Source organism: Porphyromonas somerae DSM 23386, assembly GCF_000372405.1.
Classification (GTDB): Bacteria; Bacteroidota; Bacteroidia; order Bacteroidales; family Porphyromonadaceae; genus Porphyromonas_A; species Porphyromonas_A somerae.
On sequence record NZ_AQVC01000003.1, the window covers coordinates 1 to 12,141 of the forward strand.

General features: G+C 51.7%; 7 protein-coding genes. 1 reads left to right on the forward strand and 6 read right to left on the reverse strand.

Annotated features, from left to right (window positions below; genetic code table 11):
• Positions 1-583: 583 nt before the first annotated feature.
• From A3GK_RS0100790 to A3GK_RS0100810, 5 genes are all read right to left on the reverse strand, one after another.
• Positions 584-1,480, reverse strand: a complete 897-nt coding sequence (locus tag A3GK_RS0100790; protein WP_018027626.1) for an O-fucosyltransferase family protein — start codon at positions 1,478-1,480, stop codon at positions 584-586.
• Positions 1,473-2,993 (reverse strand): lipopolysaccharide biosynthesis protein, encoded by a 1,521-nt coding sequence (locus A3GK_RS0100795; RefSeq protein WP_018027627.1) that lies wholly within the window; start codon positions 2,991-2,993, stop codon positions 1,473-1,475. The genes A3GK_RS0100790 and A3GK_RS0100795 overlap by 8 nt, the downstream gene beginning before the upstream one ends.
• A 32-nt stretch (positions 2,994-3,025) precedes the next feature.
• Positions 3,026-3,514, reverse strand: a complete 489-nt coding sequence (locus A3GK_RS0100800) for a gliding motility lipoprotein GldH family protein (RefSeq protein ID WP_018027628.1) — start codon at positions 3,512-3,514, stop codon at positions 3,026-3,028.
• 28 nt (positions 3,515-3,542) lie between these two features.
• Positions 3,543-4,871 carry a PSP1 domain-containing protein gene (locus A3GK_RS0100805; protein ID WP_018027629.1) on the reverse strand — a complete coding sequence of 443 codons (1,329 nt, stop codon included), beginning with the start codon at positions 4,869-4,871 and terminating at the stop codon, positions 3,543-3,545.
• A 124-nt stretch (positions 4,872-4,995) separates the two neighbouring features.
• On the reverse strand, positions 4,996-7,374 hold the full coding sequence (locus A3GK_RS0100810) for a TonB-dependent receptor (RefSeq protein WP_018027630.1): 2,379 nt from the start codon (positions 7,372-7,374) through the stop codon (positions 4,996-4,998).
• A 193-nt stretch (positions 7,375-7,567) separates the two neighbouring features.
• Here A3GK_RS0100810 and A3GK_RS0100815 point away from each other — a divergent pair, with 193 nt between their 5' ends.
• Positions 7,568-9,766 (forward strand): heavy metal translocating P-type ATPase, encoded by a 2,199-nt coding sequence (locus tag A3GK_RS0100815; protein WP_018027631.1) that lies wholly within the window; start codon positions 7,568-7,570, stop codon positions 9,764-9,766.
• Here A3GK_RS0100815 and A3GK_RS0100820 read toward each other — a convergent pair.
• Positions 9,763-12,123: a 4-alpha-glucanotransferase gene (locus tag A3GK_RS0100820; protein WP_018027632.1), complete on the reverse strand. Its 2,361-nt coding sequence runs from the start codon at positions 12,121-12,123 to the stop codon at positions 9,763-9,765. The two genes, A3GK_RS0100815 and A3GK_RS0100820, sit on opposite strands and share 4 nt — an antisense overlap.
• Positions 12,124-12,141: the final 18 nt, after the last annotated feature.

Consider the following 12,141-nt stretch of genomic DNA (forward strand, 5'->3'; position numbering starts at 1 on the left):
GGGATCACCTTACAATCCCCTGGCCATTGGCCTAAGAGCCGTGACTAGGGGTAGGGGTTAGTCTGTCCTCTCCGGTTTTATTCAATCTCTTGTGAGTCGGATCATCTTATTCAGGACAAAAAAAAGGTATCTCTAAGCACCTCCTTAAACCTTCCACCTATGAGGAGACTGTTGCACGAAGGCGATCTGCTGCGTTGCTTTCGGAATTCGGGCCTCGGTCACGTACGTAAGTACGCTCCCTTCGTCCTCATCCTCAGCGCCTTGCATCTCATCCCTCGTGCAAAGTCTCAGCACATTTGAAGCAAATGTGCGAGGATGGCACTTTGTGCAACATTCTCATGAGAGCAAAAACTGAGTTGCAACTAAGCATTTGCTTTGTTGCAACTCGCCATTTGCTTAGTTGCAACTCGTCGATCGCTTAGTTGCAACTCAGTTTTCGCCCTACTATATAGCAGGTGTTTCGGGGTTGGCCAATGCTGGGTGCTTTGTCGGACAGGTCGGACAGGTCGGACGCTGTGATAGATGGATGGGTGGTGACTGTGGCTGGTCACCTATCTTTTTAATTGGGAGGGGTGGGGGGTGGCTAGATATTGGCGTAGATGCTGAGGGTCTCGAGTGGGACGTTGCCGAGCTCTGAGGCGACTTGGGAGTAGTTGCTCTCTGGGGTGGTGAGGATACGGTCGCAGTGCGAAAGGGCGAGTAGCTCGCCGAGGGATTGTATTACTCCTTTCAGTGTGTCGGGGTCGGCAACGCTGTGGGGTACATAGACGCGCTCTCTAAAGATGGTGGCGAGCCGCTCACGCTCATCTTTGGAGGTGGTGGCGATGTAGAAGTTGGTCTCTCTATCGGCCTCTATCATCTCTTGCATCCGCTTGATGAATAGTTCGATGGGGCATTCGTTGAACGTGGAGCGGGAGTTGGCTCTTCGATTGATATGCACTCCTACCACGCTATTTTTCCAGCTTGCCATAATGGAGAGTACCACGTTATTGACCTCCACGGTCGATTCTAGCACATCGTACATTCCGTAATAATTGCCGAAGCTCTGGTCTGTGGCAATCAGCAGGGACTTCTCTCCATCTTTGAGAAGAGCCTCTAGCTCATCTCGGTCGCGTGAGATCATCCGTGCGAGATGACTGCCAAAGAGTACTCTATCGTACCTCAGTGATACGATGGGGTAGGAGAAGTATAGGTTATTGATCATGGGTGGCATATTTAGTAGCGTATCCCATGTTTCAGAGGCTCTCAAAGTGATCTCCTTCGTGGCTAGTCTGGGGACAAGGGTGAAAAGTCGGTCTGTGGAGACCGGCATCTCTTCGTCGGTATGCCAAATGATCTCGAGAGGGCGGTGATACTTCTCTGCCAAGTAAATCATCGAAGCCACCGTCCGTACTCTACTTGCTACTCCTCCCATGGGCACTAGTGTAATGCCCTTTGCCTGTAGCTTGCTCTCCTCTTGCTTCTCTACTACCTCACTCATCGCTTACTCTCCTTTTTTTCTTAGTCCAAAATTCCATGATTAGCTCCTTTACCTGTGCCTCGAGACCTCTAAATGTCTCTAGCCTACGCATGAGCCACCAGCCAAATATACCAATTACCAACGACCTCCACACACTATCGAGCAACGGATGCCCTGCGTGGGGGAGTAGATAATTGACCAACATCAATAGCCCAAAGAGAGCTACAATCCGCACCAGCTCTCTACTAATCGGGGTGATTTGCAGCTTTCGCCAAAGCACCAATTGCTGAAAGGTATAGCTCACCCCAAAGGTAATCATCGTAGCCACAGCGGCTCCGACCATTCCCCAGAGCTCAATCAGGTAGAGATTGAGCAGGATGGTGACTACTACCACTATTATGGTGTAGGCGAGGGTCCAGAAGTAGTACTTGGAGTACCTCAGTATGCCATTGCCGAAGCTAAAGGCGAGGTCGATTAATTTCCCCAACCCCAAAAATAGCACCACTCCTTTGCCGAGTGCATAGGTTTCGCCATTGGGAATGAGCCAAAAGAGCAGGTCGATATTGACCCAAATCGCCAGTAGTAGCAATGCCCCTACCAATAGCTGATAGCACGATACTCGGCGATAGAGCTGATTGAGCCGAGCGGTATCGCCACTGTGAATCGCCTCTGAGGCAAAGGGCGACGACATGGCACTGAGCGAGCGTGAGGGCATCTCAATTACCGCCACCACATAAAAGGCGATGGTGTAGATACCGGCTGATGCCATCCCGAGTTCGGCAGAGACCATAAAGAGGTCGAGGCGCTGCACGATGCTGCTGCCCATAGCACTCAGGAGTGTGAAGAGGGTGTAGCGTCGGAAGTCTCTCCGCACGTCGGGAGTGATGGGTTCGATAGGTGCGCTAAGTGCCTGAGGCGATATCCGTAGGCTGTAGAAGAGGGTGACACACATCATTACTCCATAGGAGAGTACAAAGGCGATCACAAAGAGGTCGAAGTCGATCCAGCCGATCCCATAAGCGATGTATGCCACGAGTAGCAGGAGCCGGAGCAGTACTTCGCGGCTCACTTTGGGCAATACTATACGCTGCCTTAGGCTACAGTAAACCTCGAGTAGGGTTTGGTAAAGGATGAAGAGCACCAGTGGCAGGACCATATAATAGTACCGCTGGAAGAGGTCTTCTTCCCCTCCTTTAGGGGAGAAGTAGGCGACCAGGGGCTCTTTGAATAGGAGGTAGGCACCGCCAAATATCAATAATCCTAGGAGTGGAATGGTGAGTAGCAGACGAAAGAAACCCCTATCTCGTCCATCATCTGTACGAAAATAGGGGTAATAGCGAATGCTGGAGCTATTGGTTGCCAAAAGGGCATAGCCCGAAACCAAAGTGGCGGCTTCGACCAACACCCTTGTGAGACCAATCTCCTCGGGGGTTAGTAGGCGGGTGATGACAAAGAAGGTGCTTAGGAAGCCGATCCCCGCACCGATTAAATTGGTGAGGGTACCTTTGAAGCTCTGCCTAAATACCACGTTCATACCGCTTGCCTATGCCTTAAGTCGCTCGTGAATTATTCTCGAGGGGTCATTGTGAGCCCTACCTCTACCACTCCTTTGACAATGGAGTCGGTGGAGAGTTGCCGGACGCTGTAGGTGTAAACCCCTTGCTCGGGGTACTGCACGCCTTCCTCTATCCGAAGGCTCTGCTCGTAGATCGCAAAACCTCCACTCCTTAGCCGAAGGTGAGATAAGGGCACATTGACCACTCGTGTGGTGAAGTGCCGAGAGGGGGTCTCGAAAGCAACCCCTATCGGTAGCTGCTGGTATCGGATGTCGCGCTTCAGGCGTAGGACGAGGTCTACATCATACAATTGTGTACTATCGAGGTCGCTTGTGCTGAAGAATATTTCCTGATCTTGTGACCACGCCTCATTGGGAAGCTGCTCAAAATAGTGGTACCGAGGTTCGTTGGGTTTACAGCCAACGCTGACCACTATCCAAAGCACTATCCATGCCACTTGGACTACAAGTTTGGCACTCGCCATACCACCACCTTTCATATCCCCTTTGGCAGCTCTGCTTACCTACTTAGTCCGATGGATTCCCGTCACGATTGTTGCGACCTCTTCGGTCCCGCCTATTTCGTGCGGTGCCCTCAGAGGCTTGAGCTTGAGGCTGGCGGTTGTTATTCCGCCTACGGCGCCGTCTGTTGCCACCCTCCTTAGCGGGGCTGGTGCTCTGTGCGTTGGGAGCTGCTTGCTTCTCTCTATTTTTCTGCCTTCGGTTATTGCCCTTGCTCCGCCTCTGTCTGCGCTCTTTTCGCTCGTCGTCAAAGCGGTTCATGCTACTCTGCAGTAGGAGGTCGTTTTGCGTTTCCTCTACGGTCGCCTTAGGTGCTAGCTCCTCATCGCCTTGGAGGTTGTAGGGTAGCTTGCCCGCTTTATTCTGTGCGATAATCTCATGGGCTCGCTCCTTGGAGATGGTGATGGGCTCAGAGACCTCTCGATGGTCACGTGCCTTTGGCACGTAGGTGAGCTGACCTGCTAGGATGTCGGCTTTCATAAATCGATAGTCGCCAACGGAGGTTCGTAGCTCTATGGAACGGTGGGGGAGCTGCTGCTGTGCCTCGAGGTAGGTGTCGGCCTCGAAATTAAGGCAACACTTGAGCTTGGCACACTGACCTGCTAGCTTTTGGGGATTGAGGGATAGATCTTGCAGACGAGCAGCATTGGTGCCTACAGATACAAAACTAGTCATCCAGCCTGAGCAACATAGCTGTCGACCACAAGGGCCCAATCCTCCGATCCTTCCCGCCTCTTGTCGAGCTCCGATCTGCTTCATCTCCACACGGATATGAAAGGCCTCTGCCAGCTTTCGGATCAATTGACGGAAGTCTACTCGCCCCTCGGCGATGTAGTAGAAGATGGCCTTTTGCCCATCTCCCTGATACTCTACATCGCCTATCTTCATCTCTAGACCAAGGGCGTCGGCGATCTGGCGACTGCGGATCATTGTCTCTTGTTCTAGGGCTTTGACCTCGTAATACCGCTCCATATCTGAGGGCTTGGCAATACGATAGATGCGGCGTGGCTCGCCATTGGGGTGGCGGTAGTTGACCTTCGCCATCTGCTTTTGTACCAACTTTCCGGTCAGCGTTACCTCTCCAATGTCGTGGCCGGGAAACGCCTCTACCGCAACCATATCCCCCTTGTGGAGGTCTAGTGCCAGGCTATTGAGGAAGTATCCCTTGCGTGTATTCTTGAATTGCACCTCTACAAACTCCTCGCTATTGCACCCCTCTGGGAGATCGCGGAGGTAGTCGGAGACGCTAAGTTTCTTTTTGCGGTTGGCAGCAAACCCTTCGGCTCTAGGCGAGGAGTAGTGTGTACCAATATTATTGATATCTTCTTGGATCATTACTTATTCGATATTATATACAATATCTACAAAGTTACCTTTTTCCAGAGATTTCTACAAGTTGAAGAAAATGCCGATCTTGGCTCTCTCAATGTATCTAGACCTTACTAGCTACATTATAAGTCTATTTGGATGGTACTCCGAAGTTGACTCGATAAGTGATCATTGGGAAGAAGGTGAAATGGTATTGTGTAACGTACCTCTGCCTATCGACATCATACATCTTGGCAGCAACGTTTTTGCGATTGGTGATATTGACAAGATCGATTCCCCACTCTTGCGTAGCCTTTGGCCCGTAGAGACGGAGCCCAAATCGAGTATCTATGCGTAGATATGCGGAGAGCTGGTGTGCCATCCACTGGTCTCTTTGGTAGATAATTTTATGCTGTGCAATAGACTTGGCTTCGTCCACTGGCGTATACCGAAGTCCCCCTGCTAGAGCCACCTGTGGAGCAGCGAATAGCGTCCATTTCTTATTGAAGGGATGTTCAATGCCACCAGTGATATTAAGGATGTACTTTCCATCAAATGCCGTGCTGAACTCCTGTTGAAGAATGGGGTCGGTGTAGAGCGAACGGTATAGCGTCCCAGAGATGAGTAAGAAGTAATTGTGGCTAAAATACTTCTCAAGAGTCAGCTCCACACCATAGTTTCGTCCTTTGCCAATATTCTTAAGTCCAGGGATCCGCTCCATATTATTCTCCCCAGCTCCATAATTAAGTAAAGAGGTGCCATAGGCATGGTCCTCTGTAGGTATCTCAAAGTGGCTTTGATAGTAGAGCTCAGACTTCAATCTCCAATCACTATTCCACTGATAGTTATAGGATAGGTTGATGTGCCAACTTTTAGAGAAGCCTAGGTTGTGGCTAGAGGGATCAAGCTCTCCCATACTATCTTTCACGAAAAAGAATGTATGGGGTGGTAGCTGAGCATACAGCCCCCCTGATAGCCCGAGTGTGTGCTGAGAGCCTATCCGGTATTCAAGTCCTGCACGGGGCTCTACTGAGTAGCTGCCATTAAGTGGTAGGTACATATTATGTAACCCTATAGTACTTGATACTCTCTCTGAAAAAAGGTGCTGATATTGTGCATACGCTCTTATGAGACCAAAGCCTGACCGCAGGTCATTGAGGGGAAAGGGGTACTCTGAGGAGAGGTTGTAAGCATTGAGGAGATAATAGTCGAGTACTAGCCCGGCGTAGATTTGGTCACGCTGTGATCTGAAACGGTGGTGTATATCGGCTGTCACTGAAAGCTTATGCTCTCGGCTTCTATCTAGGTAAATCATTTTCCAATCACTCGTTTTAGGGAGCATTACCGTATCTACCTTCATATCAACCTTATTGTAGTTCCATGAGAGTGTTGCTTTGAGGTCGGTCTGCGGGCTAAGTTGCCCTTGGTAGGTTAGCCCGACCATTGCCAGTTGGCTCCTTAGCTTTATTAGTTGGTCAAAGCTAGTCTCCTCCACCTCTACCGTCGATCCAGAGTTAAGATTACTCAATTGAATATCTATTCCGCTTGTCCCCATCAATGCGATGAGCGATAATTGATGCTCGTCATTTAGTTGCCAATGGAGTTTTGTGGTGAGGTCTTGATACTTGGGTACCGTGGGCATCTCTTTGTTAAATAGCTTCATAGCGTAGCTCATGAGTTCTGGTATCGAATACCTATATGAGGCAATGTAAGTAAGCTTCTTCTTGTCAATAGGACCTTCGCTCATCAATTCCAGACCATTGTAACCCATTTGAAAGCGCATCTGATGCTGGCGTGGGTTCCCTTTTCGAAGATTGAGATCAAAGATGGCTGCTAGGGCATTTCCCTGTAATGCTTGCCACCCACCCATAATAAAATCGGAATTGGTCACTAAGTTCATATTGAGTGCTGTTACCTGCCCTGCCGTCATACCAATACCTGCATTGAAGTGGTTGGGATTAGGGATCTCAATACCATCCATACGATATTGTACTCCCAAAGGCGAATTACCGCGAACTACTATTTCATTTCGTGAGTCATTGATAGGCATCACACCAGCAAAGCTTCGTACCATACGTGCTGGATCTCCCAACGTCCCCGCATAGCGGTCAGCCTCCTCTACGCTAAAGCTACGAGCACCAGCATAGAGCAGTGGCTGAATGGGGCGGCTTTTATCGTGGATTCGGACAATTTCTACTCCGTCTAGTGTGTAGGAGGCAGGCTCCAGAGAGAGCTCTAGGTACTCCGATCGACCCACGGTGAGGACGATCTCTATCTCTTTTGTTTCATATCCAATGCAGCTGACTCGGAGGTTATGTCGTCCTACAGGGGCAGTGATTGAAAACTTTCCATGGGCATCTGTTGTTATTCCGATAGGAGGGTTCGTCCCCACCACGAATAGAGTGGCATCTGGAATGGTCTCTTTATTTGCCGTGCTGATAATCCTCCCAGTTATGGGAACCATTTGTGCAGATGCGTAAGTGAATAGTGCTATAAGTAGCAGACCAAGTAGAGCAATTCTTCTAAACATACACCTATTATTATTCGCTAATATCTGCCTGCAAATGTACTGTACTACTATTTCAATAGGTTAATATTGACGATACAATTCTGTTAATCTATTACTGTTATTGTGTCTGTTCAATATTACGAAGTATGAGAATGCAAATGGATTGCGGGGAATTATCAGTAACTTGCAAGCGTAATCAAAAAAATAAAGAGAGATGAATATAGAGAGACAGTTTACAGTCACCGGCATGATGTGTGCGGGGTGTGTAGCTACGGTGGAGGGGGCACTCCGCAAGGCAAGTGGGGTGCAGGAGGTATCGGTCAATCTGATGGAGGGACGGACACTTGTTACTTATAACGACCAAGTGACTTCGCCCGAGGAGCTACAACGGATTGTCCGAAGCATCGGGTATGATATGCTGATAGAGGCTGAGGCGAGCGAACGGGAAGCGATCCGTGAGGAGGGGGAGAGCCGTGCGTTGAAGGCTTTGAGACGGCGGTTGATCGTTACGGTGCTGCTTGCTATCATCGCCATGGTGGTGGGTATGTATGGGGGGCATTGGGGTATCTCCTCGGCGTGGGTGCTGAGGATCAATGCGGTGATTGCCACGGTGATTCTCCTCTGGTCGGCAGGCGACTACCATCTGCGGGCATGGAAGCAACTACGGCACGCCTCCTTCACGATGGATACGCTGATCAGTATGAGTACGCTCACCGCCTATCTATTTAGCCTGGTACGCTACTTGGCACTCGGCGAGGTGGAGAGTGGCGACCTCTTTGGCAATAGTTACTTCGACGTGGTGGGGATGATCGTCTCCTTTGTGCTACTCGGTCGCTATATAGAGGAGCGGGCGAAGCAACGCACTAATACTGCCCTCCGGCAGTTGATGGCACTGGCTCCCGACTCGGCGATGGTGGAGCGAGAAGGGGTTTGGTTGGAACTTCCCCTAAGCGAACTGGTGGTGGGGGATAGGATCCGCTTGCGTCACGGAGATAGTGTGCCGGTGGATGGCCAGCTAGAGGCGGAGGGTTCCTTTGATGAAAGTAGTATCACTGGCGAACCCTTGCCTCGTACCAAAGTGGCGGGCGAAGAGGTCTACTCTGGGAGTATTTCCGTGGGTAAAGCAACCACTTTTATCGCCACAAAGGTAGGCGAAGAGACGCTCTTGAGCCGTGTGGTAGAAGCGGTTCGCCATGCCCAAGCGACCAAAGCTCCTATCCAAAGGATTGCCGATAAGGTGGCGGGCTACTTTGTCCCTACCATCCTTTTTCTTGCCTTGGTAACGCTATTGGCGTGGGGATTGGGTGGAGGTGAAACCCCGTGGTTACACGGCATCTACTTCGCCATCAGTGTGCTGGTGATCGCCTGCCCTTGTGCCTTGGGATTGGCCACCCCCACAGCCATTACCGTAGCGATGGGCAAAGCCTCTTCCCTCGGTTTGCTGGTGAAGGATGCTACCGCCCTGGAGCAATTGGGCAAGGTGACCGACGTGGTCTACGATAAAACCGGAACGCTCACCAAAGGAACCCCCACCATCGTGGCGGCTCAATGGCTGACGAGAACGCCCGAGAATGAAGCGCTCCTCGTACGTGCCGAGCAGATGAGTAGCCACCCCCTAGGCGCCGCCATCATTGCCGCCTACAGTGCAATGGGCAGCGACGCCACCCCCGAATCACTCACCGAGGTACCTGGCAATGGGCTCTTCTTTTGCCATAATGGGGAGAATTACCGCATCGGCAGTCGTGCCTTTGTCTGGTCCGATAGCTCGATGGATTCGGTCGATATTGAGGCATTGGAGCGAGACTACCCTTTCGCCACGATGGTTTATTATGCCACCGATGATCAGCTACTGGCGGTGCTGGTGATTGAGGATGAGATACGGGAAGAGGTGCCAGAAGCGATGGCTCAGCTCGCCACCCGCCATGGGGTGACGGTGCATCTGCTCTCGGGCGACCAAACAGGTCGGGTGGAGTCTTTCGCCAAGATAGCAGGCATCGAAAAGGCCCAAGGGGAGCTCTCGCCCCTCGATAAGAAAGCATACATTGAGCAATTGCAATCGGAAGGAAAGGTGGTGGCAATGGTGGGAGATGGCATCAACGACTCTCCTGCTTTGGCAACTGCCGACCTTAGCATTGCCATTGCCAGTGGTAGTGACATCGCTACCGAGGTGGCACAGCTCACCGTTGTCTCGGGTTCGCCCTTTGCCCTTGAGCAGGCGATCGCCCTCTCCAAGCGGAGCAGTCGGATCATCCACCAAAACTTCTTCTGGGCTTTCTTCTACAACATGTTGGCGGTGCCAATAGCTGCCGGCTTGTTCTACCCCGCCCTCTTTGTTAGCCCGATGATTGCTGCTGCCGCGATGGCGTTCAGCTCCGTCACCGTGGTGCTCAATAGTCTCCGCCTCAGGCGTTAATCGGTGAGGTGACCCTTGGGGAGGCGGTAGTTCCAGACGTGGTGTGGGTCTTGTGGAATATTGATCTGCTCCGCTTCGGGTGGAACCTCTGACCCAAAGCCAGTGAGGACAAACCAGTCCTGTAGCGGAAGGACAAGTAGAATGGAGCGGGGCGACTGAAGCAACGCATTCACCAACCCACGAGGCGAGATATCCTCTTCAAAGTGGTAGCTCTCAGCCAGTGCCTTCCGCTCCTTCTTTGATAGCGTATGCCACCAACCTCGTAGCGAAGGCATATCGTGCGTTGAGGTGGTGACGAGTGAAAGCTGGGGGATATCCTCAGGCTCCACAAACGTGCGACCGAGTAGCTTCGGCATCCGCAATACCTCTAGCGAAATGATTTCAAGCCCCCTCAGCACCTCATGGATACATTGGGGCAATACCCCAAGATCCTCGGCACAAAGCAATAGGTCGCTCGCCGAAAGAATGCTCGTGAGTCGCTCCAAGGCGGTAGCGGTCCACAGGGCGTCATTCTCCTTATAATAATAGTTGTAAGAGAGCCCGAGTAGCCGTTGCTGCTCCTCCTCCGAAAGGGCTTCGAAGCTCTGGCAACCTGCCGGCTCTAGTGGCGGATGATACGCTCCCCTTTCGTCCTTATTGAAGAAAGGCTCCAAGCCACGCACCTGCTCCTCGGCATACCCCTTTGCTGGCACATACCAACCTGTAGCGGCATCGCCACTCCCTACTGGAATGCTCCAAATGCGGAAGAAGCCGAGGATATGATCAATACGAAGGGCATCAAAGTGCCGTGACATGGTCTGTAACCTTTGTCGCCACCATTGATAGCCATCACGTGCCATCGCCTCCCAATGATAGGTCGGAAAGCCCCAATCCTGCCCTGTAGCCGAAAAGGCATCTGGCGGTGAGCCCGCCTCTTTATCGAGGCAAAAGAGATGCGGTGCCACCCAAACGTCCACACTATCGCGCGACACCCCAATCGGGAGATCCCCCTTGATGATAATCCCCCGCTTATGTGCTTCATCTCGTAGAGCACTCAATTGTTGATAAAGATGGTATTGGATAAATTGATACTTCTCCACCGACTGCTCCAGCTGATACCCACGATAGATTTTGTCCTTTTGCCACTCCGCCAACACCTCGTCATAGGGCGGATACTGCGATACACCTCGCTCCGGATAAAGGTCGCGTATCGCACAAAAGAGTGCGTAGGGTAGGAGTTGCGACCGCTCCTCCTCAATAAACTTCAGGTACTCCCGACTTCGCTTCTGCAGAGCCCATCGGTCAAAGAGTAGCTCGATTACCTCCTCCTTAAATCGTGACACCGCTACATAGTCTACCGCATCAAGGGCATCCAAAAGCCTTGCCCTATGCTCCCATAGAGGTCGCTCGGGTGCGGTCCGATAACCCGGTAGCCTCCGCAAATCCATATAGATAGGGTGCAACCCATAGGTAGTGATGGCACTATAGGGATAAGAGTCTCGCTCCGAATGAGTGAATGTGGTATCGTAGATCGGCAGAAGTTGCAGCACCGATTGCCCTCGTTTCTGCATCCAATCCAGCAACTCCACCGCTGCCGAAAAGTCACCTATCCCCTGCGTTGCCTTTCCTCGTAGCGAAAAGAGGGGCACCGCTGTGCCAGTTAAGGTGCGGGGCAGTGGCTCCTCCTTTGCAACGCCTTCAAAAGTAGGCTCCGGAAGCGGGCTCAGAGTAAAATGCCCCGTTTCCGAGGGGCGGTAATATCGATTATCCCCTTTCTCCCAAAGAATCTCCCCATCGGGTCGCCTCCAGACCAACTTGTACTCCGTCTCAATAGCCTTAGGGAACTGGAGTAGATAGCCGTGCCGACAAAGGGTAAGAGGCATCCCCTCCTCCACATGCCACCCCCCGATAGAAGGGTCGGCACCCACCAAAAGGAGGTCGCCATCATAAGCTCGATGGATGGGAACCAAATAGGCCTCTCGCGACGTAGTGGAGAACGAAGGCATCCGATACTTCCTCAGATTGCACTCCCTTAAGAGATGTGCCAAAGGAGCTTCTGTATAGCGATGCCATGGAGTCGCCTCCATCCAATAATCGTGCACCGTCGCCTTGCCCTCGCCATTGATAGAAAGGCGAAGAGTATGGGGCGAACTTGGAGGTTCTACTCTCTGCAAAAGTCCCTCCCGCTCAATTCGGTAGTGGTAAATCAATTCTACTGACGTCGTCTCATCAAGGTCCAGCAGTAGTCGCCACGTAGCACGACCATTGTCGGGCGTGAGAGGCTTCTCGGTGGGCACCCCATTGATCGTCCCCACCCAGTAAATCTGCACCATCGGGTCAGCCGCATAGTAAGGCAGCACAAAGCTGATCTGTGGCATATATAATATGGTATGTAA